Source organism: Cohnella phaseoli (assembly GCF_003386235.1).
Lineage (GTDB): Bacteria > Bacillota > Bacilli > Paenibacillales > Paenibacillaceae > Cohnella > Cohnella phaseoli.
In genome coordinates this window covers 122698-145175 of sequence record NZ_QRDZ01000013.1, presented here as the reverse complement: position 1 = coordinate 145175, position 22478 = coordinate 122698, and the positions used below count along the sequence as shown (strand labels likewise).

Annotated in this window: 22 protein-coding genes; 16 read left to right on the top strand and 6 right to left on the bottom strand. The window is 44.6% G+C overall.

Annotated features, from left to right (window positions below; translation table 11 throughout):
* Window positions 1–17 precede the first annotated feature (17 nt).
* From DFP98_RS17450 to lgt, 3 genes are read left to right on the top strand one after another with little or no spacing between them, the layout of a single operon-like run.
* Window positions 18–527, top strand: a complete 510-nt coding sequence (locus DFP98_RS17450; RefSeq protein WP_246016581.1) for a TlpA family protein disulfide reductase — start codon at window positions 18–20, stop codon at window positions 525–527.
* Window position 528: 1 nt separating this feature from the next.
* Window positions 529–1257, top strand: a complete 729-nt coding sequence (locus tag DFP98_RS17445; RefSeq protein ID WP_116061884.1) for a prolipoprotein diacylglyceryl transferase family protein — start codon at window positions 529–531, stop codon at window positions 1255–1257.
* Window positions 1238–2041 (top strand): prolipoprotein diacylglyceryl transferase, encoded by an 804-nt coding sequence (gene lgt / locus DFP98_RS17440; protein ID WP_116061883.1) that lies wholly within the window; start codon window positions 1238–1240, stop codon window positions 2039–2041. The genes DFP98_RS17445 and lgt overlap by 20 nt, the downstream gene beginning before the upstream one ends.
* Here lgt and DFP98_RS17435 read toward each other — a convergent pair.
* Window positions 2038–2859 (bottom strand): C39 family peptidase, encoded by an 822-nt coding sequence (locus DFP98_RS17435; protein WP_116061882.1) that lies wholly within the window; start codon window positions 2857–2859, stop codon window positions 2038–2040. The two genes, lgt and DFP98_RS17435, sit on opposite strands and share 4 nt — an antisense overlap.
* A gap of 99 nt (window positions 2860–2958) precedes the next feature.
* Here DFP98_RS17435 and DFP98_RS17430 point away from each other — a divergent pair, with 99 nt between their 5' ends.
* The 5 genes from DFP98_RS17430 (at window position 2959) to DFP98_RS17410 (ending at window position 8780) form a co-directional block, all read left to right on the top strand.
* The gene (locus DFP98_RS17430; protein WP_246016578.1) at window positions 2959–4161 is read left to right on the top strand and encodes a D-alanyl-D-alanine carboxypeptidase family protein; all 1203 of its coding nucleotides are present in this window, start codon (window positions 2959–2961) and stop codon (window positions 4159–4161) included.
* An 81-nt stretch (window positions 4162–4242) separates the two neighbouring features.
* The gene (locus DFP98_RS17425; RefSeq protein WP_116061881.1) at window positions 4243–5145 is read left to right on the top strand and encodes a F510_1955 family glycosylhydrolase; all 903 of its coding nucleotides are present in this window, start codon (window positions 4243–4245) and stop codon (window positions 5143–5145) included.
* A gap of 11 nt (window positions 5146–5156) precedes the next feature.
* On the top strand, window positions 5157–5798 hold the full coding sequence (locus tag DFP98_RS17420) for a phosphatase PAP2 family protein (RefSeq protein ID WP_181917749.1): 642 nt from the start codon (window positions 5157–5159) through the stop codon (window positions 5796–5798).
* A gap of 31 nt (window positions 5799–5829) precedes the next feature.
* Window positions 5830–6576, top strand: a complete 747-nt coding sequence (locus tag DFP98_RS17415) for an urease accessory protein UreH domain-containing protein (protein WP_116061879.1) — start codon at window positions 5830–5832, stop codon at window positions 6574–6576.
* Between the two features lie 194 nt (window positions 6577–6770).
* On the top strand, window positions 6771–8780 hold the full coding sequence (locus DFP98_RS17410) for a copper-translocating P-type ATPase (RefSeq protein WP_116061967.1): 2010 nt from the start codon (window positions 6771–6773) through the stop codon (window positions 8778–8780).
* A gap of 164 nt (window positions 8781–8944) precedes the next feature.
* Here the strand turns inward: DFP98_RS17410 and DFP98_RS17405 are convergent, their stop codons facing one another.
* Window positions 8945–9127 (bottom strand): hypothetical protein, encoded by a 183-nt coding sequence (locus DFP98_RS17405; protein ID WP_116061878.1) that lies wholly within the window; start codon window positions 9125–9127, stop codon window positions 8945–8947.
* Between the two features lie 277 nt (window positions 9128–9404).
* Here DFP98_RS17405 and DFP98_RS17400 point away from each other — a divergent pair, with 277 nt between their 5' ends.
* On the top strand, window positions 9405–9833 hold the full coding sequence (locus tag DFP98_RS17400) for a cupredoxin domain-containing protein (protein ID WP_116061877.1): 429 nt from the start codon (window positions 9405–9407) through the stop codon (window positions 9831–9833).
* Here the strand turns inward: DFP98_RS17400 and DFP98_RS17395 are convergent.
* Window positions 9808–10434, bottom strand: coding sequence for a TraX family protein (locus tag DFP98_RS17395; protein ID WP_116061876.1), 627 nt, complete (start codon window positions 10432–10434; stop codon window positions 9808–9810). The genes DFP98_RS17400 and DFP98_RS17395 overlap by 26 nt on opposite strands.
* Window positions 10435–10528: 94 nt before the next feature.
* Between DFP98_RS17395 and DFP98_RS17390 the strand changes: the two genes are divergently transcribed.
* A complete protein-coding gene (locus tag DFP98_RS17390) occupies window positions 10529–10711 on the top strand; it encodes a DUF2933 domain-containing protein (protein WP_116061875.1) in 183 nt (60 codons plus the stop codon).
* A 51-nt stretch (window positions 10712–10762) separates the two neighbouring features.
* Here the strand turns inward: DFP98_RS17390 and DFP98_RS17385 are convergent, their stop codons facing one another.
* Window positions 10763–11266 (bottom strand): C40 family peptidase, encoded by a 504-nt coding sequence (locus tag DFP98_RS17385; RefSeq protein ID WP_116061874.1) that lies wholly within the window; start codon window positions 11264–11266, stop codon window positions 10763–10765.
* A gap of 307 nt (window positions 11267–11573) precedes the next feature.
* Between DFP98_RS17385 and asnB the strand changes: the two genes are divergently transcribed.
* Window positions 11574–13448, top strand: a complete 1875-nt coding sequence (gene asnB / locus DFP98_RS17380) for an asparagine synthase (glutamine-hydrolyzing) (RefSeq protein WP_116061873.1) — start codon at window positions 11574–11576, stop codon at window positions 13446–13448.
* Window positions 13449–13453: 5 nt separating this feature from the next.
* Here asnB and DFP98_RS17375 read toward each other — a convergent pair whose 3' ends face one another.
* Window positions 13454–14893, bottom strand: a complete 1440-nt coding sequence (locus DFP98_RS17375) for a sensor histidine kinase (protein ID WP_116061872.1) — start codon at window positions 14891–14893, stop codon at window positions 13454–13456.
* Window positions 14880–15620 (bottom strand): response regulator transcription factor, encoded by a 741-nt coding sequence (locus DFP98_RS17370; RefSeq protein WP_116061871.1) that lies wholly within the window; start codon window positions 15618–15620, stop codon window positions 14880–14882. The genes DFP98_RS17375 and DFP98_RS17370 overlap by 14 nt, the downstream gene beginning before the upstream one ends.
* Window positions 15621–15716: 96 nt before the next feature.
* Here DFP98_RS17370 and DFP98_RS17365 point away from each other — a divergent pair, with 96 nt between their 5' ends.
* The 5 genes from DFP98_RS17365 (at window position 15717) to DFP98_RS39130 (ending at window position 22421) form a co-directional block, all read left to right on the top strand.
* Window positions 15717–17012, top strand: coding sequence for a D-alanyl-D-alanine carboxypeptidase family protein (locus DFP98_RS17365; RefSeq protein WP_116061870.1), 1296 nt, complete (start codon window positions 15717–15719; stop codon window positions 17010–17012).
* A gap of 111 nt (window positions 17013–17123) precedes the next feature.
* Window positions 17124–18368 carry a multicopper oxidase family protein gene (locus DFP98_RS17360; RefSeq protein WP_116061869.1) on the top strand — a complete coding sequence of 415 codons (1245 nt, stop codon included), beginning with the start codon at window positions 17124–17126 and terminating at the stop codon, window positions 18366–18368.
* 49 nt (window positions 18369–18417) lie between these two features.
* A complete protein-coding gene (locus DFP98_RS17355; protein ID WP_116061868.1) occupies window positions 18418–20646 on the top strand; it encodes a spermidine synthase family protein in 2229 nt (742 codons plus the stop codon).
* A 509-nt stretch (window positions 20647–21155) separates the two neighbouring features.
* On the top strand, window positions 21156–21719 hold the full coding sequence (locus DFP98_RS40150; protein WP_342772496.1) for a rhodanese-like domain-containing protein: 564 nt from the start codon (window positions 21156–21158) through the stop codon (window positions 21717–21719).
* An 81-nt stretch (window positions 21720–21800) separates the two neighbouring features.
* Window positions 21801–22421: a D-alanyl-D-alanine carboxypeptidase family protein gene (locus tag DFP98_RS39130; protein ID WP_181917759.1), complete on the top strand. Its 621-nt coding sequence runs from the start codon at window positions 21801–21803 to the stop codon at window positions 22419–22421.
* Window positions 22422–22478: the final 57 nt, after the last annotated feature.

Sequence of the window (22478 nt, the reverse complement as noted above, 5' to 3'; positions counted from 1 at the left end):
GAAATTCGATTATCGTGATGATCGTTGCAGGCATTCTGATCGTATTCGCGTTTATGCAACCGGATGGGTTCAATAAGGAGCAAACCGCCAAAGTCGGTTTTCAATCCCCCCACTTTGAGCTACAGGGACTAAGCGGAGAAACATATTCTTTAGCCGATCTTAAAGGAAAACCTGCGCTAATTAATTTCTGGGCCTCTTGGTGCGGCCCCTGTCGCAAGGAAGCCCCGGAACTGGTCCGTCTCTACGAACAATATAAAGGACAGATTGCATTTTATGCGATCAATATGACCGCTGATGATTCCATTGCGGGCGCCAAAGCGTTCGTCGAAGAATTCAAGCTGCCTTTCCCGATCCTGATGGACGAGAATGGAGCAGTTACGGCGCAATATCGGGTCAAATCCATCCCCACGACTTTTTTTGTCGATGGCAGAGGGACGATCCAAAGTATTACCACAGGTCTGGTTGCGAGCGATTCGTTAGAAAAGCAGATTCTGCAAGCCATCAATGCCCCGAGAGGAGCAACCTGATATGGAAGTGTTCCAGCTTGGTTCCTTTCAGATCCGCTCAGATTGGGTGTATTTGATAATCACGATCGCATTGGGAATGACTGCTACGAAGCTTTATTTGAAGAAGAAAGCACCGAGTGATTTGCCGTACTTGGACGTTTTTGGAAATGCTATCCTTCTTGCCTTTGTTCTATGGAAGCTAAGTCCAATCATTACGCAGCCTGATTTGTTGATCAATCCCTTCGTTATCCTTGTCACACCGGGAACACCGAACGGATTAAGCATCGGGATACTCGGTGCCGTGATTTATGGTGCATTGACGATCCAAAAGAAGAAGTTGCCTTGGCGTAAGGTGTTGGATGCACTCCTGTTTGGATCCATGTGTGCGATCTTCATCTATTCGATCACGCACTGGCGGTATGGCACGCAGACAATGATGCCATGGGGAATATCGTTATCCGACTCCGCTTACCGTTACCACCCGATCAATGTCTATCAAGCCCTCCTATTGGGGATTTTGATTGGACGAGCCTACATGAAACCGTATGGGATCGGTAAGGTCGCGTACACCGGAATCATTGGAATTGGAATCTCAACGCTTGCAATTTCGTTAGTTATGCCGAAGCTTGCGTCATGGTACGGACTAACGGCTTCGCAATGGTATTCCATTATCTTACTTGGCGTCGGGTTATGGATCTATTTCATCGTAAACCTAAAGGGAGGGCAAGTCCATGAGAGTAGAGCTGATTAACATTGGAGATTTTACCATTCGATCATACGGGGTTATCGTTGCGTTAGCCATTTTATTAGCTGCATCCCTAGCTTATTTTCTGGCGAGAAATACGCCTTATCAAAAACACATCCCGAATATTCTTGTATTTGTCGTTTTGGGTGCGATTATCGGTGCGCGAATATGGCATGTTTTCTTTTTTCAATGGGGCTATTATGCGAAAAACCCCGTCCAAATCTTCGCCATATGGGAAGGGGGGCTTGCCATACAAGGTGCATTGGTTGGCGGATTTGTCGTGGGTATTGTCTATGCGAAGATTCATAAGTTTTCTTTTTGGGAATTTGCGGATACCGTTGCACCTGCCATCATCTTCGGACAAGGGGTAGGACGAATCGCATGTTTTTTAAATGGAGATGCTTACGGTTCACCGACAGGCTCTTCGTTTGGTCTGGTTTATCCGGAAGGCACTCAAGCCTTTGATCGATATGGTGCGCAGCCACTCTGGCCGGCGGAGGTATGGGAAGGGCAATGGGATTTTATCGTGTTCGCGATCTTGATCGGGTTGAAAAACAAAACGCTGCCACACGGATTTCTCTTTCTGACTTATCATATTTTATACGCTGTGGGTCGTTTCAGCCTTGAATACCTTCGCGGAGATTCGCCTCGTTATGCTTTCGAATGGACGGCAGGGCAATGGACCAGTGCGGTAATCATTGTGACAAGTATCCTAATCATGCTCGTCATGACTTACCGCAAAAATAAAGTCCAAACAAGCAAAGAAGTGACCGAAGGGATGATCCATTAGGGGATGGGATCATAAGAAATGGCTTGATTCCCCAATGCATTCCAACCGGAGAGAAACGTGCTTTTTTCGATTTTCACTTGTTTTTTTCCGCTTAACGGGTCATTCAGGTAAACATGGTCTTGGTCATAACCGGTTAGAAGAACGCTATGCTCTTTGAAGGTCGCTTGAATGGAACCGTTCTGCGAATCCCAAGTGATCCACGCCTGCTCGGGCGCAACGTAATTCACGGTTGTCCAGACGATTACCGGGACGCCTTTCGACAATTGGATTTCAAGCGACTCCAAAGAGCTGCCGGTCAAATCGACTGCGGAATCGATGTATTTTTCTAAAAGCTTAAACAACGGCCCGTGATAAACACCGTAGCCGATCGTTTTTCCGGTAATATCGCCTACAAAACCTTGATTGGGATCTCCCCAGCTTAGAATTTTTCGATTCTTGCCATAGGTAATGGGGGTGGGGTCTCTCCGAAGTTCAGGTACCAGATCCATTTTATCGACTTTTTCTCCATAGAATCTGAGTAGCATGGCAAGCGAAGTAATCTCACAACCGTTTCTCAGTTCCGGAAGTTGTTTGACTAAAGGGGCGCTTAATAATACTTCCGTTTGATGGACGGCCTTCTTTGGCTCATCGGTCTTGATCTCTTTCTCTACCTTTTTCGTCTTGACTTCCGCTAATGGTGCGGACTTGGGTACACCCACTTGAATCGGTTGGTTAACTTTTGGGATGGATTCTTTCTTTTCAGCGTTATAGATTATGAACACAAACACCACGATTAGACCAATTAGCAAAGCATTAAAGAGGATGAGAAATCTCAACATGTGATGGATCAGTCCTTTTATGTACTACGTTGTGTAGTAATTATGATACTATAGAAGTGGTCTTTGAAACAACGTCAACTTCGGAGGAAAACAATAATCATGATTTTTGTGTTGCAGCATGTATTCCGTGTACTGCTAGTCATTGTGTTCCTTTCCGGTTTGGTTGGACACCCCACCAATATGCAGGCTGCGGAAAATCGGCAGGATCCCCAAGAGCTCGATATTCACGCCAAATCCGCGATCCTGATCGATGGGTTAACGGGAACCATTTTATTCGCCAAAAATGAAAATCAAACTTATTATCCAGCAAGCATCACGAAAATCGTAACCGGTATCGTGGCATTGGAAGCGTCCAGTCCCGATGAAATCGTGACCGTGTCCAAAGAAGCCCGGTACGAAGACGGGACGAGAGTCTTTCTTGCCGAAGGCGAGCAAGTCCCCATGATGAAACTGATCGAAGGACTTTTGATGAACTCCGGGAATGATGCCGCTACGGCGATCGCCGAACATATCGATGGGTCGAAAGAAGTTTTTGCCCAGCGAATGAACCAATTGGTTACGGAAAAAATCGGCCTTAAAAACACGCAATTCCGAAATCCTCATGGACTATTTGATTCCGAGCATTATACGACCGCAAAGGATATGGCCTTAATCGCACAATATGCCATGAAGAATCCCGATTTTCGCCGCATCGTCTCAACTAAAACAAAGCCCTGGAATGGGGAAGAGTGGAAGTCGAATCTCGTGAATCATAACAAATTATTATGGACTTACGACGGAGCAACGGGGATTAAGAACGGGTTTACCGACGAGTCCAGATTCACCTTAGTCGGCTCGGCGATGCGTAATGGAATGGAATTGATCGGCGTCGTCATGAAATCGGCAACGAGTAACGAATCCTATTCGGATATAACCCAATTGTTGGATTATGGATTTGGGAATTATGAACGCAAGCAGATTATGGCGGCTAATGAAACCAAAACTTATTCTGCAGGCGAAATAATTACCGCATTCGTAACAAAGGATCCAATCATTGTCACGGTTCGCAAAGATGAGGTACTGCAAGTCACCCTAGACGAAGTTGGCAATTTAAGCGTCAAGGAAGGGGTGAATCCATCGCGGATCATCTCCAGACTATCTCCGATTGAAGTTGCAGAGCCGAAACCAACTCCAGATCCTGAATTGGAAATCAAGAATGAAACCAACGTTTGGCGCATTCTCATTACAGTTCTTTGGTTTTTAATGAATCTGTTTATAGGAATGGTTGCATGGGCCATAAAAGAAAAGCGAAAAACGAGTTAAGCCGGCCAAGGCTACACAATTCCAACACAATGTCATGATAAAGTAAGGAAGAATCAAGAAAATGGAGGAGTTATGCCGCACATGAATAATTCGAAGCTACGTAGAAAAAGGATGACCACATGGGGAGCCATTGTCGTATTGTCTACCGTTCTTTCTGCTTGTACATCATCGTCTGCGCCCGATTCGATCGAACATATGCACGGACTAGCCTTCTCCAAGGATGGAAAAGAAGTTTGGATTCCAGCCCATGAAGGAATCGTTGTTTATCGTGATGGCAAATGGTCGAATGCTCCGGGTAAGAAACATGATTATATGGGATTTTCCAGCACCAATGACGGATTTTATAGTAGTGGACATCCGGCTAGGGGTTCGGATTTACCCAATCCGTTAGGTTTAATTAAAAGTACGGACGATGGAAAAACCATTGAAACGCTTGCGCTCAGTGGAGAAGTCGATTTCCATGGCTTAACCGCAGGATATCGTTCGCATACGTTGTATGTCTTTAACAGCAGTCCTAACACCCTTATGCCGACGCCCGGTTTCTTTTCTTCGACTGATGAGGCAGAAACATGGAAGCAGAGTGACTTTAAGGGCGTAACAGGTCAACCCGTTGCGTTCGCTGCGCATCCAGACCATGCTGGCACCGTAAGTGTAGCCACGGACCAGGGCTTATTTCAGTCCAAGGATTTCGGGAATACGTTCGAGAATATAACCTTTGATCCTCGTATAGCCGCAATAAACTATGCACCAAACGGAGAACTCCTTGTAAGTACTTTAGACGGTAAGTTGATGATGCAATCTGAAGAAGGGTGGACGGATATCCTCCTTTCCAACAAACGTCCGGAGGAAATCATCACCTACATGGCACAAAATCCGATCGATTCAAAGGAATGGGTAGTGGCTACGGAACAACTGAATCTTTGGATAAGCCGCGATCAAGGCGGTACTTGGGCGCCTCTGGCTAGCCAAGGCAAATTGAAATGAAGTTGCCCTTTTTGTTAAAAAAACATTCTCCCTTGGGCTTGATGTTGGTTTTTCCGTTTTTGGGTGCCATCTATGCTGCTGTAAATCAACCGGGCGAAAAAGTATATTCCTTGGTTACGCCGATTGATCAAATGGTCCCCTTTATCAAATGGTTCATCATTCCTTATGCGTTCTGGATCTTTTATATTTATATTTGCTTGTTATTCTATTATAAAAAGGATCGCCAGGTTTATTATTTAACCCTCACAACTTACGTGGTAAGTGCCTTAATAAGCTATGGTATATATTCCGTTTTTCAAACGACCGTTCCACGCCCTGAAATTCAGGATAACGATATCGTATCCCAGCTTGTTCGCTATATGTATCAGCGCGATCGGCCGTTTAATTGCTTTCCGAGTATTCATGTATTTTCGAGCTATTTAATGATGAAAACGTTGTTTAAGAGTTCCTTTAAGACGAAAATTAATCAGATGCTCATTTATGGCATGTCGATCTTCATTATTGTTTCCACGATGTTTGTTAAACAACACGTGTTACTGGATGTGGTCGGCGGAATCTTGTTAGCCGAAGTGGTGTACCGCTTCATGTCCCGACTTCAAATCCTCGTGATGGCCAGAAAGCAACGGCAATCGAATGTAGGAGTCGGGTTGTAAGATCAAGGGGGAGCGAAAGGGGAGGGAGACCTTGTATTCATTTTTTAGTGAAATTAGCCGATGGCTAAGCTCTCCATTTGCCGATATTGCGATCAATTCCAAAATGGCTTTACTGGCTGCGCTCTTTTTCGGTTTCGCGGGCTCTGTCGCCCCCTGCCAGCTCACCGCGAACTTGGGGAGCATTACGTATTTCGGAAATAAATATATGAATGAAAAACTTGCTAGCATCGAATTTTCGCTCTACCTGTTGGGTAAAATCGCAGTCTATACGACTTTTGGTTTGTTGTTTTGGCTTATTGGTCAGAATGTTTCCGTTGAGGCCATACCTATTTTTGTTTATGCACGAAAAGTAATCGGCCCGTTATTTATCCTAATGGGTCTATTTTTCCTTGGACTCTTTAAAATTCAGCGTCTTTCATTTGGATTCAAGCTCGCCGCTTTCGTTCGGAAGTTATCTGATCGGGCAGGGAACAAGGGCGGAGCTTTTCTTATGGGCGTAGCGTTCTCGCTTGGGTTCTGCCCCACGATGGTCTTACTGTTTTTCGGCTGGTTGATGCCCGTTGCAATTCAGTCCTCCTATGGGATGATCTTGCCATCGGTGTTTGCGATTGGCACGGCTTTCCCGCTTTTGCTCTTTTTCGCGATTGTGATTGGTTTTGGATTAGACCGATCTCTGTTTAAGCATGCGAAAAAATGGGGAAATATGATTTACAAGCTTTCGGGTCTTCTTCTCATCGTTCTTGGCATTAGCGATACGATCACGTATTGGGAATTATAAATCGTGGACGAACGATAAGGACTTACCCTAACGAATTTTTTATCAGATTGCGCTTTGTGGGGGTGGTGCATAAATTTCTCTTGAATGAGAAAGCTTCCTAAAAAGAGCCGAAGGAGAGATGATTCGTGATTAAACATGATCATCAGGAACATCAGAACCAGCGAAACCGATTCGTTCATTCCTCTTCTGAACCAATGAGCCACCACGATCACCATACAGCGAGCGCCCATGAAGGGCATGACTCCCATGGTGTAGACAAACATGCCGGTCATCATGTGGAAGATTTCCGAAACCGCTTTTTCATTTGCGTAGCCATCACCGTTCCTATACTCTTACTTTCACCGATGATCCAGATGTTTATGGGCGTGAACTGGCGGTTCCCTTACGATTACGTGATCCTGTTCCTGCTCTCCTCCTTCATCTTTTTTTACGGGGGAGTTCCGTTTCTTACGGGTGCTTACCGTGAAATCAAACAAAAATTGCCGGGCATGATGACCCTGATTGCACTTGCAATCGTTGTTGCTTACGGCTATAGTTCCCTGATGGTGCTCGGCATCACGGAAGTCGATTTTTTCTGGGAGCTGGCGACGCTCATCGATATTATGCTTCTTGGCCATTGGCTGGAAATGAGATCGATTATGGGCGCCTCAAATGCGCTGGAGAAGTTGGTCCAATTAATCCCCTCAGAGGCTCATCTGATCACCGAAAGCGGCGATACGAAGGACGTTGCGGTGAGTGCTTTGAAACCGGAACAAATGATCTTGATTAAGCCAGGCGAGCGGATTCCGGTCGATGGCATCATCCAGTCCGGTCAATCCTCGGTGGACGAGGCTATGTTGACTGGGGAATCGGTTCCCGTAATCAAACAACCCGGGGATCGCGTGATCGGCGGCGCGATGAATGGAGAAGGCGCACTCCGCGTGACCGTCCAGAACGCCGGAGAAACCGGATACTTATCCCAAGTCATCCAACTGGTCAAAGAAGCCCAAGAATCTAAATCCAAAGCCCAAACCCTTTCCGATAAGGCAGCGAAATGGCTGTTCTATGTTGCCCTGGCAACAGGGTTAATCACACTAGCGACATGGTTGATTTTAGGTTATAGCTTCGATTTCGCCATGCAACGAATGGTTACCGTAATGATTATCGCATGCCCGCACGCCTTAGGTCTTGCTGTGCCGCTGGTGGTCTCCACATCTACTTCCATTGCTGCCGAAAAGGGCCTATTGATTCGCAACCGTACCGCATTTGAAGAAGCACGTCAATTAAACGCGGTTGTATTTGATAAAACGGGAACGTTAACGAAAGGGAAATTTGGCATCACCGATATTCTACCTGAGAAAAGTCAATATGATGAAGCATCCCTACTTTCACATGTAGGCGCGTTGGAATCCCAATCCGAACACCCCATTTCCAAGGGGATCATGGATGAAGTAAAAAAGCGCGGACTCAATCTCGAGCAACCGGAATCGTTTCAAGCACTTACGGGAAAAGGGCTTCAGGGAAAGGTTGGTGGCAAAAATATTCAAGTGGTGAGCCCCGGATATATGAAAGATAACGATATCGGCCATCCGCATGAAGCGTATCAGCAGCTTACCGCACAAGGGAAGACAGTTGTTTTTGCCGTCATAGACGGGCGATATGCTGGAATGTTGGCTCTGGCTGACCAGGTTAGAGAAAGCGGTAAAGTGGCGATAGAGAAATTGAGGGCACTTGGGGTCGAATCCATGATGCTGACCGGAGATAATCATCAGGTAGCCAAGCTAGTCGGAAACAAGCTGGGGCTAAATGAAATTTATGCCGAAGTGCTTCCGCACGAGAAAGCAAATAAAATCGCCGAAATTCAAAATAAAGGTTATCGAGTAGCGATGACGGGGGATGGCGTAAACGATGCACCGGCTTTGGCTAAAGCCGATCTTGGAATCGCCGTCGGTGCCGGAACGGATGTCGCGATCGAGACTGCGGATGTCGTGCTCGTACGAAGCGATCCGGAAGATGTCGTTTCCATTCTTGCATTATCACGTAAAACCTATGCCAAGATGGTTCAAAATTTATGGTGGGCAACCGGATATAATATTATGGCCATTCCGTTAGCTGCTGGAGTGTTATATGGGATGGGCATCTTGTTAAATCCTGCATTAGGTGCAGTTCTGATGTCGTTAAGCACAATCGTAGTGGCAGTGAATGCAAAATTACTTAAGATATAGGGGAATCGATGTGGTTGTGAAGGAAGTAACCCTCAGGGAGCCTGCTGCATGGGCAACGTAACTGCGTAAGTGCGAAGTTTGAACTAATGAAAGGAAATAGTTTTTCTGTTCACTTCACGTCACTGATAACTTTTCGCATTCGAAAATAATCATCATCCTTAATTTCACCTCTGACGTTCTTTCAGCATCATCAAAGGGTGATCCACAACGCGGCTCTTCATCATCAGCAATCGAACAATAATGTAAATGGTTGCTCCAACAATCAGAATAACGAAGATCGTACCGATGAACATCATGGTGCACATCATAACCATCATCGAACGATCCATATTCATGCCATCTATCATTTATGGACACCTCCCTCGCTTAGAATTCTAAAATCTTGAATATTTATTCGCTCACATAGCCTCTGCGAAACTCATCGCGTACTCCAAGCGTTTGAGATGTCATCGAATGGACAATTGAATAAACAAATCAATAAACTACAATACGTAGTAGTAAATGAGTTTTTCATATGTCCACGAAAGGGGGGTGATTGCGAAACTCTGAAGCATTTTAGTTTCATGAGGAATTGGATAGTAACGTTCAAGTGAAGTACAAGATCCATAGAGAGGAAAATGTAAAATGACAAGTAAAAAATTTTACCTTACGATTGCAGGCATTCTTGCACTTGCACTCGTAACTGCAGCTTGCGGCAAGTCTAATAATATGAGAAATATGAATATGTCCACCGCTACGTCCCCAAGTTCAAGCTCGGACACCGCTGGAGAAGCGCAACCCAGCCAAGTCAATGTTGTCGCAACTAACTGGAGTTGGGAGCTGTCCCAATCCACGTTTAAGGTCGGAGAAACCGTTGCTTTTAATATCCAAGGAAAAGAAGGTTCGCATGGATTTGCAATTGAAGGGACGAACATCGATCAGCAGATTGCGGCAGGTAAAACGGAAATCGTAACTTGGACACCAGACAAAGCAGGTGAATATGAGATCAAGTGTAGTGTCATATGCGGAACCGGACATGGGGACATGGTTATAAAAATTGAAGTCGTTGAATAACCCAGAGGATCATTAAATGCGCAGGGTAGAATGTACGGTAAATCCATTTATTAATAGTCTTCCGAGGCCGCACCGACATCATTATCCAGATAAGGATCGTACCGAAAATACTAAACATTTGAATCCAATAGCCTAATCCGTCAATCAAAAAGTATAGTCCATTGAGCAATAGATGGAAGCTAATCATTTTCCATCCTTCTACAAAGCGGAAAATGAATACTAACAAGATCCCATAAATTCCGTAGTCCATCGGTACGATGAGAGAGGAGGCTAAGACAACAACTGTGATCAGATATTTAGGATATCCAGACACGTGGTCAACTGCCCATAAAGCCACAAGCGAGCAAAGCAACGTAAATATTACGTTCAATTTGAATGTCCCCAGAGCCAGGGTAAAGGGCACTTGAGAGATAAGGGCAAGCACGAACAACCGTTGCATATAGGTTCGCCGACTCCTGGTATGTAAGTAACCTTGTACCAGGAACCAAGCGTATAGCGGGAAAGCGATGCGTCCAATGAGGCGAAAGATCGGTTGCTCTTGAAAAAACATCAGGCCGATATGGTCGATCAGCATCGTCATCATGGCCAGCCCTTGAATCATTGTTAGCCACCCCGGTATCACTCGAGAATTTTTTGTATAGACCTTTCGTCATTATTTTACTACAGAACGTAGTAATAAAGCGAGGTGAACCCATATGGAGTGGACATGGTTGATTGTGCTAATTTGTCCGATCATGATGCTTTTTATGATGAAGTACATGCATGGTAAACACCAACAGGGCACTAAACCGGAAGACAACGAACTTAATGAACTACGTCAGCAAGTAAAAGAACTAAATCTTAAAGTAGACGAACTCAATGAGGCAAATACCAATTAATACGGAGAAGGGAGTTTGCGTACTACGCAAACTCCTCTTTATTTTCAAGAATTAGATGACCCGACGTGCAGTGACGAAGTTCCTTTCCCAAGAGCTTCCCTTAAAGTTTGAAATGGTAACGCCCACACCTACTTTGTACGTGTGAATGACCTTTCCATTCCCCATATAGATGCCAACATGATTAATGATCCCGTCTCTGTTCGTATCCGAGAAAACCAAATCGCCCGCCCGAATTTGACTTTTCGGCACATAAGAACCTACTTTTGCTTGTTGTCTAGAAGTACGCGGGAGCTTGACTCCATTTTTCTTAAACACGTATTGCGTAAAGGAAGAACAATCAAACACGTCCGTTCGCCCTGCAGGCGCCCCAAATTGATAACGAACGCCCAAATATTTTTTCCCTGTTGAAATCACGTTATCCGCAACCGATGACTTGCTTGCTGTAGCCGCAGAAACGGGCTGAGCAGATGGCAGTAAAACTGCCGAAAAAGCGATAGTTAGACTGAGTGTAATGCCGGCAAACGTTTTAATGATTCTGTTATTCGTGTTGTTCATCGTAATCCTCCAGATAAAATGAATTTGATAGCTTGGGGTATCGCCTGATAACAATATATCAGATTAAAAAATACTATTATTTGTAAATGATAGAAAAAATCCAGTGATACTGCGCATATTTCGCAAACATTTAAAATTCGGTGAGAGTTTGTTCATTTTTAAAACTACATTCCGTAGTGTTTACTAATCCATCATGAAGAACCCGTGAAGAAATGCAAGTGGAGTTGTTATATTTCCATCACGAAACGTATAGAAAGCCTCATTAGAATGGGAGAAGAGATAAAGTGAGAGGTAGGAGAAATGAAGGATGTGTGGTTTAGTTGCCGTATATAATCACAATCGTGTTCCCGTAAATGCGGAAATGCTTCAGAACATGACGAATATGATGGCTCATCGTGGACCGGATGATGAGGGATTGCAGATCGATGGACATGTAGGTTTAGGTTTTCGGAGATTAAGCATTCTGGATTTAACTAAGGGCGCTCAACCGATGGTCAATAACAATAGAAATATCTGTCTTGTTTTTAATGGAGAGATCTACAACTACCTCGAGCTTCGTTCCTGGCTAGGAGAGAAGGGACATGAATTTCGTACCGATTCGGATACAGAAGTCCTTTTGCGCTTGTATGAAGAAACCGGGCAAGAATGCGTGAAACATTTGAGAGGCATGTTTGGATTTGTCATCTGGGATAGTAGATTTGAAGAGCTGTTTGCTGCCCGGGATCCGTTTGGGATTAAGCCAATCTATTACTGTGAAACGCCTTATGGATATATGGTCGCTTCAGAAATCAAGTCCTTACTGGCTTCCGGAAAAGTCGACCGGGAAGTGGATGGACAATCGTTTCATGACTATCTTACGTTTCAATACGTACCAGAGCCGGCGACCATGTTCAGGTCCATTCACAAGCTAATGGCTGGGCATACGTTAACCATTAAAAACGGGATACTGACGACGAGATCTTACTACGAGGTGAAGTTTATACCCGAACATACCCGATCGTTTGACGATATGGCCGAAGAAGCCCGAGCCGTGTTGGAAAATTCCGTCTACTTGCATCGCAACAGTGATGTGGCCAGAGGCGCTTTTCTTTCTGGAGGGATCGATTCAAGCAGTTTGGTGGGCATGCTCCAACAATGGGAACCCACAAAAACATTTTCTGTTGGCTTTGAATCGGAAGGATACAGCGAATTAGCATTGGCGAGAAAAACCGCTTCCTACCTCGGGACAGACCATCACGAAATCATGGTCAATGCCCATTCTTATCTTGGTTCGCTGCCTAAAATCATTTGGCATATGGACGAACCTGTCGCAGACCCTTCAGCCGCAGGCATCTTTTTTGTTTCGCAGTTAGCCAGTCGGCACGTGAAAGTCGTGTTCTCAGGCGAGGGGGCAGATGAGTTTTTTGGTGGATACAACATTTACCGGGAGCCTCTTTCTTTAAGATTGTTCGAGCAAATGCCAATGGGCATGCGAAATTTGATGGGGAGAGTAGCGCGGTTCATGCCAACCGGCATAAAAGGCAAGAGTTATTTCGAGCGGGGGAGTCGGCCGCTGCAACAGCGGTTTTATGGAAATGCCAAAATCTTCGAAGAAGCGGAGAAAGGAAACGTATTAAACTTACCTGCGCATCATGCTGCAGACTTTTCCGTTGCACAGGATATCACGTCCCCATTATACGAGAAAGCTAAGTTTTATGACGATGTATCGAAAATGCAATACATCGATATTCATACATGGCTGAGGGGAAATATTCTGATGAAAGCGGATAAAATGTCCATGGCGCATTCGTTGGAATTAAGGGTCCCTTTTGTGGATCCCGTTGTGTTTCAATTTGCAAGCACCCTTCCGACTAAATTCAAAGTGACTCATCTAGGAACAACCAAACGGTTACTGCGCGAAGCGATGAAAGACTTCATACCGTCTGAAGTCAAAACACGCAAAAAACTGGGCTTTCCCGTACCAATACGCGTTTGGCTTAAAAATGAATGGTACGGTTGGGCCAGAGAGGTGTTGCAAGCTTCTCCAGACATCCCTTGGATCAATAAAACACATGCGTTGCAACTGTTGAGCGATCATCGAGAGGGTAAAGTGGATGCGAGCCGGAAGCTGTGGACGATACTTATTTTTGTCCTTTGGCACCAGATGTACATCGAACAGTTCAGCTTTTCGCCGTCAGTATAAGGCGGCTATTTACAGTCGGCATCCGTTTGATTCTTTTCGGTCGTGTCTTCGAATAATGGAATGCGGATAGAGAAGGTTGTCCCTTGGCCTTCGGTACTCTCCGCCTGAATGCTTCCCTGATGCAGTGTGACGATTTCCTTGCAGATGGACAGGCCGATCCCCGTTCCACCCGTTGCGCGGGAGCGTGACCGATCGACACGATAAAGCCTATCCCAAATATGCGGGAGATCTTCAGCCGGTATGCCGATCCCGGTATCCGAGATGATCAAGAGACCGAAAGTTTCTTCCTTTAAGGTGGAAACGGTGATGGAACCGCCTATTGACGAATATTTGTGTGCATTATCCAGCACATTGATGACGACTTGCTGCAATCGCTTGGCGTCGCCTTGAACAAAAAGCGGGGTCAAGGAAGGGTTATAGTTTAAGGTAATGCCGGATTGCTCGATGGAATCCGCCATCATGCCTAAGACATTTTGCATCATCTTGTCCAACGATGTCTTGCTCAAGTCAAGGGAATAGGTTCCTTCTTCAAGTTTGGCAAGTTCGAATAAATCCTCAATCAGGTGCTGAAGCTGATGGCTTTGATCATAAATGAGCCTTAAGTATTTCTTACGGCTTTCCTTCGATCCTTCGAGTTCATGGATGAGAACTTCCGAGTAGCCTTTCATATAAGTGATCGGCGTCCGTAGTTCATGGGAAATATCCGCCAAGAATTGTTTGCGTTGCTGTTTGTAAAATTCGATGTTCTGAGACATGCGATTGATGGCATGTGATAGCTGGGCAATTTCGTCATTTCCAACGGCCGTAATCGTTGTTACGTGCTTCCCCTGAGAGATTTGTTGCGTGATTTTGATCATACGAAGGAGAGGCTGCACGATCCGACGGGTAACCAGCAAAATCATCGCTGCCCCAAGAAAAAGAACAATGAAAGCAACGCCAAAAAACGTATTTTTCAAAGTTTGAGCTGCGGATCTGATCGGATCTGTCGTGCTAAACATCAATACTCTGCCTAAGGGTTGTCCTTTTGTAACAATAGAGGCTTCCGTCACAAAAAAGGGGTCGTTCTTCCAATTCGACTTTAAGACAGGACCGCCATGATCCAGCGAGCCGTGTTCCGTGATTTGTTGAAGTTCTTGAGGAGGCAGATCCGAGATTCCTTCAGATTGCCCCCGACTGTTTCCAGCTTGATCCAAGATGAGCATAAGATGGTCCGCTCCGCTCTCTACGAGAAGGAGATGCTGAATGGTCGGTGGATCGAAATGATCGCTTAATACTTCGGCATAACGCTGGGTACGTTGAATTTGCTCGTTGAGAACATCGGCCGTATAGAAGCGGATAAATAGCATGTAAAGTACGGCTTGGACCGCAAAAATAAGCACCATGAACAACAGGATGAAAATCGCACCGAGTTTGACGGCAATGCTGTCAGGTCTAAGTATCTTCATGACAAATAAATCCCGTTCCCCATACGGTTTTGATGACTTGATGGCCAGGGATGCCGGCTTGAGTCAACTTATCCCTTAGATTTTTGAGATGCGTATCTACGGTTCGGTCATCGTTAATCGTACGGTTTTTCCATAACAGTTCAAGAATATCTTCGCGTTGAAAGATTCGCTCTTTATTCGACAAGAACAGCTTAAGCAGGGCATATTCTTTGGGCGTGAGAAGGAGTTCGCGATCCCGATAAAAAACTTGGTGGTTTTGCATATTGAGGTGCAGCGCCTCATAGGTCAACACCGCTTTGCGAATTGGACGTTCCGGCGTCTCATCCCTTGGTTTGAGATTCCCTCTTCTAAACAGGGAATGAATACGCGCCATTAATTCCGCCCGATCGAAAGGTTTAGTTAAATAATCATCGGCCCCGATCTTAAGTCCGACGACTTTGTCAATGGTTTCATCTCGAGCGGTTAACATGATGATGGGGACGGTTGACACTTGGCGAATCCATTTGCACACGTCTAACCCATCCATTTTCGGCATCATGAGATCAAGCAGTATTAAGTCATAGGTGCCCGCTTTTAATCGTCTAATGGCTTCTTCACCATCTATTGCCGAATCCGTCTCAAAGCCTTCTGCAGTCAGATAGAGCTGTAACAATTCACGCATCGGCTCCTCGTCGTCTACGATCAAGATCTTCTTGTTTGTAGGATAAGAAAAAAAGTCAATTGTCATTTCGTAAGCCTCCTCTAACACGTATTGTAACCGAAGATTTCAAAGAAACGGTGAAGAAAAACATTCGCATATTTAAAATAGGAGTGAATACATGTGATGCAAAAAAGATGGATTTATCTCTTCCTCGCGTGGTATACAGTCTTTACGTTATTTCCTCTCGCGGCGATGGCAGGAGAAGATGAACAGGCTGGAAAAGTCCCCCTGGACCTCATACTGGAAGCCAAGTCGGCTATTTTGCTTGATGCGAGTACGGGGCAGATTTTATATCAATCCAATGCCGATATCGCTTACCCACCCGCCAGTATGTCCAAAATGATGACAGAATTTATCGTGATGAAAGAAATAAAAAGTGGAAGATTAAGCTGGGAAAATACTGTGGTCGTGTCTCAAAATGCGCAGGATACGGTAGGGTCAAAAGTGTTTTTAGCCGCTGGAGACAATCATACCGTGAAAGAACTTTTTATCGCCATGGCAGTGGGGTCGGCAAATGACGCAACGGTAGCTTTGGCTGAACATATCGCTGGAACAGAAGAAGCGTTTGCGATCAGAATGAATGAAACGGCTAAAAAACTCCAACTGGATAAGGCTCACTTTATTAACGCAACGGGTTTAGGCCGAGTCGATATGAAGGAAGGACCCCAATCCATCGATGGCGAAACGGTCATGTCCGCTCGCGACGCAGCTTTTTTGGCCCTTGCCATACAAAAGGAACATCCCGACTTTTTAGAGATCTCCAGCTTGCCTTCGTATCAATTCAGGAAACGTGATGAAAAACCGATCATTAATTACAATTGGATGCTTGAAGGGAATAAAGAGGTTCCGGCGTTAAAGAGCTTTGCGTATGATGGGTTGGATGGCATGAAGACAGGCTTCACCGATGAAGCCGGCTATTGTTTTACCGGAACGGCGGAACGTGAAGGGACTCGACTCATCAGCGTCGTGATGGGCACAGCCTCTGAATCCAAACGATTTACGGAAACGAAAAAATTGTTGGATTACGGGTTCAGCCGGTTTGAGCCGAAAACCGTGCTGCCGGCAAAATCCAAACTTAAAGGTTTCGAGACGGCGAAAGTCGATAAGGGTAAACAAACAATGATCGATCTCGTGACGAATACGGATTTGCGGTTTATGGTGGCAAAAGGGGAAGAACCGCAATTGGAGATTCAAGCGGAGATCGTGGATAAGAGCAAACTTGTCGCGCCAATAAAACAGGGAACCATTTTAGGGACTGCGACGATTACCTATTCGTTGAACGGTCAACCGTATAGCCGTACCGTGGATTTAATCGCAAACGAAGATGTCGAAAAATCAGGGTGGTTTCGCTTACTCTTGCAAGCGATCGGCAATTTTTTTTCATCCCTGTTCAAGTCCATCGTGAATTTATTCTCTTGATATCATGAGAGCTGTAGGATAGGCATTAAATTAAAATGGATTTTGTTGGTATAACATGTTCGCCATCTATCCATACTACCGTCCATACGATAGTAGAAGGAGGACATGGCGATGAAGCATGTTTGGCATACAATTGCAACGTTTTCTGCTTTATTGCTTTTGGTTAGCTGCAGTTCCGTGAACCAGAGGGCTGCAATTGAATCATCACACGTCAAACAACAACAACTCCATGATGGGGAAAAAGTTAGGTCATTGGCCAAGTCAGAAAAAAAAGACAGCTCTGATTCGATTTTGACAACCAAGAAATTAAGAAGCTTACCTGCTTTGTCTGAACCCGACTCGATCCAACCGACAGGGCAACTAAGGGAAATCAAACTCGAAGCCAAAATATCGAAATGGGAGCTCGTTTCAGGCGTGAAGGCAGATGCTTATACGTTTAATGCCACGGTACCAGGCCCACTAATTCGAGCGAAAGAGGGTGACATGATTCGGGTCATCCTCAAAAACAGTCTGCCGGAAGAAACCTCAATTCATTGGCATGGGCTGCATGTACCGAACAAGATGGATGGCGTACCCGCCTTCACGCAACACGCCATCAAACCTGGAGAAACGTTTACCTATGAGTTTGTTGCCAATCATGCTGGCACCTATATGTATCACTCTCACTTTAACAGTATTCAACAAATCGACAAAGGGTTGTACGGGCTGCTGATCATTGATCCTCAGAATGAGAATTTAAAACACGATCGAGAATACACCTTTATGTTTGGCGGGTGGAATATCGCGAACGAAGCTGGTGGACAAGGAAAAGAGGAAATGCCTAACATGGGGGATGACGCCATGACTGGCATGTCAAATGATCAAAATGTTTCCCAAAAGAAAAAAGAGAACATCAGAAGCATGATGAACAAAGGACTTCAAACCAAAAGCAGCCCAAATCATCCGCATGCCCAAATGGAAATGCCCTCTAAACCTTCTGGCGATAAGACTGGAAGTACGGTAATGGGCATGGATTACAATTATTGGACCATTAACGGGAAATCGTTTCCAGACACGCAACCGATTGAAGTCAAAAATGGCGAGCTTGTTCGTCTTCGTCTGGCCAATATCAGCAATGGCGTACATCCTATGCATTTGCATGGCCACGATTTTCGGGTTATTGCAAAAGACGGACACCCCTTAACTAACCCCCAGATTATGAATACCGTCACCGTCAATCCGGGAGAAACGTACGACATTGACTTCATTGCCGACAATCCCGGAGAATGGGTATTCCATTGTCATGAATTGCATCATACGACCAATGCAGATATAGAGCCAGGCGGTTTGATGGCACTCGTGAAGTACGTAAAATAAACATGGATCCCTAACCGAAGCTTCTTGGGCTTCGGTTAGTGGAGTGTGCATGAAAGAAGGGATGGATGGGATGGAAGCCTCCATTCGGAAAGATTTGATCTTAACCTTTGGAACAGCATACACCCTCATCGTATATGAGATTTGCTTATCCCGCTTTTTTTCAGCGATATTTGAAAATCAAGCGGTATTTCTAGCGATTACCTTAGCGACGCTTGGGATTGGGATAGGCGGCTATTTGTCGAGCCGATCGCCAGGAAACTTCTATAAGTTGCGCAGCGAATGGATTGGGGGTTTTTCGCTCGTGCTGGTCGCGGTCGTCTTGATCATGTATCGCATGCCGTATTCCGGTATTTGGTACTATTCGGCTTTGGCCATTCTGCCTTTTCTTGTTGGCGGGATGTTGATTTCCTTTGTGATGCAGCATCGACATCAGGAAGTAAATCTACTATATTTTTCGGATTTGGCAGGTGCAGGTCTTGGCGCTGTGAGTGCCATCCCGCTTATGAACTTAACCAGCCCTATACAAACCATCTTTCTATTGTCCGCAAGTTTATTTGCGATGAGCTTATTTACACGTACGAATAAATCGTTTTTCCGTAAAAAAACGGTTTATTACATTCTCCTGTTTTCCCTCCTGTATAACGCAATTCTTCCGATAACCGAGCAGCTGCCCTTTCGATCTTATCAAACGAGTCCGAGCAACGTCTTTATGGCGGAGAAAAACACCCGAATCGTATTCTCCGATTGGAATGCTTTCTCGAAGACGGACGTATATGATGCCGGAGACGGCCAATTGCTATACATCACGATTGATGGCGGAGCAATGTCTCCCATTTCGAAATACTCTGGCGACTTGAAATTCGTTGATTATTTAAGAAATACGACAAGCTATTTAGCTTTTCAGCTCTTTTCCAAAGAGCGAGCCTTGATTATTGGCGCAGGGGGAGGACAAGAAGTGCTGGCTGCGCAATTGGCTGGATTTCAAATGATTGAAGCCGTCGACATTAATTCCGGAAGTTTTAATGCGGTTAAGGAACTGTCCGCTTTTTCTGGAGATGTATTTCATCAACCTAATGTGCGCGCAATTATTTCTGATGGCCGAAGTTATATCCGACAATCACGGCATCAATACGATGTCATTTACTTATCTCTTGTGAAGAAGAAGTCCGAAAATGGATTTGGCATTGCGTTATCAGAAAATTATTTGTTTACCCAGGAAGCCATCACTGCTTACTTGGCGAAGTTAAACCCAGGCGGAAAGCTTGCTTTTCTGCTTCATAATGAGAAAGAGTTAGCTAAAGTAAAGAAGGCAACTGAAAACGCGCTTCTTTCTCAAGGAATTCCATCCGCACAAATTCAAAACCATTTTGCCGTCATTGGCACTTATCTACATTTGGGACATGTTGTATGGGGGATGGGTGGAACCCTGATCACGCGTCCACTGGTACTAATTGGTTCAAAGCCATTTGAGACGTCGGATGCACAACGATTAAAGGAGGAAGCAAAACGCATTCAGCAAATCCCGATTCATGTTCCTTATGTTCAGGACAGCTATCGTTTACTGACAAATACGTTAGAAGAACAACAACTAAGTACCATTTCAAGCCGAGACGATAAACCGTATTTCTATCAAATGACATCCGGAGTTCCGCAAGTTTTTGTATGGCTTCTCCTTGCAATCCTCTTGATGGTTCTGATGATCGTACGGAAAACAAACTACGCCAAGGGACGTGCCGTTTATTTTTCAGGAATAGCGATCGGGTTTATCCTCATCGAAACAACACTTGTACAACGATTGATTTTGACTTTAGGCCATCCAACTTATGCATTTGTGCTCGTTTTAGGCGTTTTGCTGGTTTCTGGTGGCATCGGTAGTTTCGTTACTGGAAAATGGCGAATGGGGACCAATCAAAGATTTGGTTCACTCATTTGCACTGCGATTTATGCCCTTGGCGTAAATTTGGCAATCACCTGGTGGAATGACCACTTGATTAGTTTCCCCATACTCGCACGACTTATTGTTGTAGGGATCCTATTAGTGCCTTTAGGCTTCTTTATGGGCATGCCTTTTCCTAATGGATTATGCCGAATTCCACCTCATGTTGTTGCCATAAGCTGGGGGATTAATGGACTCATGACTGTAGCCGGTTCATTGTTGTCGGTCATGATTTCAATGACGATCGGTTTTGCTGCAACGCTGGCGATCGGGGGGGCTATCTATGGCTTATTGTATTGGATTCAACCTCAGCTAGGCATGCAAAATCCTGAAACAGGTTGACCAACCGGTTTCAGGGGACAGATTCTTAAACAGAAAGAGACTCGAATACTTTTTTTGTATTCGAGTCCCATCACACCTTTATATCGTATGTTATTCCATATCCATTGTGCTGTGATCCATTGTACTCATGCTGCCGTCAGAGTTGCTTGGAGTGGGCGGAGTGTTATTCTTACTGCACCCAGCAGCCACCACTAAGGATAAGCATAAAACAAGAAGCACGATGAATCGATTTGATTTCATATTTCTACACCTCCAGGGTTTGTGATGAGGACTTGAATAAAATACTACAATATGTAGTTTATGAACGCAATCTTCCGGTATACTCAAATATAAAAATGAGAGATTCCCATCTTATTTTTAAATGCGGTTGTCCTGACTATAGGAATAAGTGTGTGAATCTTGTGAAGACCATTCTATTAATCATCTGTCTAGTTGACCCAATAGCTCTCAACTACTACAATACGTAGTGTATAAGGGAAAACTTTCTCAATTGGAGGTATGGGAACTTTATGAAAAATTATATGATCGGTATATTAATAGGTCTTAATATCGTCATATTAGCAGCAGTTATCTGGGTATGGAGCCTAAATGTTGAGAAAGAAGAAGAGTCGTTGCAATTGGTCGATACCATTAAGCTTTCAGCTATGATCAAATCGCAAGAAAATATGGTCATTGTCGATTTGCGGGAACCTGATCTTTATACTTCGGGTAAGGTTCCAGGGTCGATTAACATTCCGTTTGAACAGATTGAAAATAGATATCTGGAACTTCCGAAAAACAAAAAAATCGTTTTTGTTTGTCATACCGGTCGTATGGGAACGGAGAGCGGTAATCTTTTGTTAAGCAACGGTTATTCGCAAGTTTATAATTTGGATGGCGGGATGGCGAAATGGTCAGGGGAATTAGAAAACGATCGTCCTGAATCCTCTTCCCTAGAAAAGAAAAAACAGGAAATAACCCCTCAAAATCAGTCCAATCCAGAAAAAGAGTATGGAAGTCTGACAGAAAAGATAGGGGAAGCACAATTGGTATCCGAACCGGACAGCATTTCCGTCCCTGTCAATAAGAAATAAATATTGTCGTAGAATTATTGACCACAGGATCTGGAGTATCCGAATATACCCTTTATTTTCAATGTAAAAAGTGAAAAACGCATGATGAGAATGGTAGCTGTACAAGCCTTGGAACAATGGGTTAAGGGCGCAAAACAAGATGAAATCTACTTGGCAGGAGTTTCAGCCTATCGCTCCTATGCAACACAATCAGCCATTTTCAATCATTTTGAAAAGAGAGATGGAATAGAAAAAGCACGAACTTACAGTGCACACCCAGGATCAAGCGAGCATGAGACCGGTTTAGCGATTGACGTCTCCGGAATCGATGGAAAGTGCGCTGCTTTGGATTGCTTTGCAGCACGTAAAGAAGCGATCTGGCTGGATCAGCATGCACACAAATACGGATACATTATCCGTTATCCTAAGGGTAAGGAAGCCATTACGGGATATCAATACGAGCCATGGCATATTCGTTTTGTGGGAACCGACAACTCCAAGGAAATGGCATTAAAAGAGATTACATTGGAAGATTATTTTTTGCATCTATCGTCCGGTAGCATTCCTCAATGCGTAAAGGAAAGAACTTACATAACGTTCGGAGGTAATATTATTGATCAACAAAAGACTTCTTATCGCGCTATTTTCCACTCTCTTCATTGCAATAGGGTCAATAAGCTTTACCGTCGAAGGAAAAGCAGATTCGGAATTGGAACGGATTAATAACGAGAAAGCTTGAGCAACAGATCGAACTAGAGAAGATAGAGACTCAGGAATCCG

Excerpts from the sequence above, each read along its gene's own strand:
- DFP98_RS17370 (WP_116061871.1), bottom strand. The coding sequence starts at position 15,620 with ATGACAATTGACTTTTTTTCTTATCCTACAAACAAGAAGATCTTGATC.
- DFP98_RS17400 (WP_116061877.1), top strand. The coding sequence starts at position 9,405 with ATGACAAGTAAAAAATTTTACCTTACGATTGCAGGCATTCTTGCACTT.
- DFP98_RS17355 (WP_116061868.1), top strand. The coding sequence starts at position 18,418 with ATGAAAGAAGGGATGGATGGGATGGAAGCCTCCATTCGGAAAGATTTG.
- DFP98_RS17385 (WP_116061874.1), bottom strand. The coding sequence starts at position 11,266 with ATGAACAACACGAATAACAGAATCATTAAAACGTTTGCCGGCATTACA.
- DFP98_RS17410 (WP_116061967.1), top strand. The coding sequence starts at position 6,771 with ATGAGCCACCACGATCACCATACAGCGAGCGCCCATGAAGGGCATGAC.
- DFP98_RS17360 (WP_116061869.1), top strand. The coding sequence starts at position 17,124 with ATGAAGCATGTTTGGCATACAATTGCAACGTTTTCTGCTTTATTGCTT.
- DFP98_RS17425 (WP_116061881.1), top strand. The coding sequence starts at position 4,243 with ATGAATAATTCGAAGCTACGTAGAAAAAGGATGACCACATGGGGAGCC.
- asnB (WP_116061873.1), top strand. The coding sequence starts at position 11,574 with ATGTGTGGTTTAGTTGCCGTATATAATCACAATCGTGTTCCCGTAAAT.
- DFP98_RS17390 (WP_116061875.1), top strand. The coding sequence starts at position 10,529 with ATGGAGTGGACATGGTTGATTGTGCTAATTTGTCCGATCATGATGCTT.
- DFP98_RS17445 (WP_116061884.1), top strand. The coding sequence starts at position 529 with ATGGAAGTGTTCCAGCTTGGTTCCTTTCAGATCCGCTCAGATTGGGTG.
- DFP98_RS17395 (WP_116061876.1), bottom strand. The coding sequence starts at position 10,434 with ATGATTCAAGGGCTGGCCATGATGACGATGCTGATCGACCATATCGGC.
- lgt (WP_116061883.1), top strand. The coding sequence starts at position 1,238 with ATGAGAGTAGAGCTGATTAACATTGGAGATTTTACCATTCGATCATAC.
- DFP98_RS17375 (WP_116061872.1), bottom strand. The coding sequence starts at position 14,893 with ATGAAGATACTTAGACCTGACAGCATTGCCGTCAAACTCGGTGCGATT.
- DFP98_RS40150 (WP_342772496.1), top strand. The coding sequence starts at position 21,156 with ATGAAAAATTATATGATCGGTATATTAATAGGTCTTAATATCGTCATA.
- DFP98_RS17450 (WP_246016581.1), top strand. The coding sequence starts at position 18 with ATGATCGTTGCAGGCATTCTGATCGTATTCGCGTTTATGCAACCGGAT.
- DFP98_RS17405 (WP_116061878.1), bottom strand. The coding sequence starts at position 9,127 with ATGATAGATGGCATGAATATGGATCGTTCGATGATGGTTATGATGTGC.
- DFP98_RS17430 (WP_246016578.1), top strand. The coding sequence starts at position 2,959 with ATGATTTTTGTGTTGCAGCATGTATTCCGTGTACTGCTAGTCATTGTG.
- DFP98_RS17365 (WP_116061870.1), top strand. The coding sequence starts at position 15,717 with ATGCAAAAAAGATGGATTTATCTCTTCCTCGCGTGGTATACAGTCTTT.
- DFP98_RS39130 (WP_181917759.1), top strand. The coding sequence starts at position 21,801 with ATGATGAGAATGGTAGCTGTACAAGCCTTGGAACAATGGGTTAAGGGC.
- DFP98_RS17435 (WP_116061882.1), bottom strand. The coding sequence starts at position 2,859 with ATGTTGAGATTTCTCATCCTCTTTAATGCTTTGCTAATTGGTCTAATC.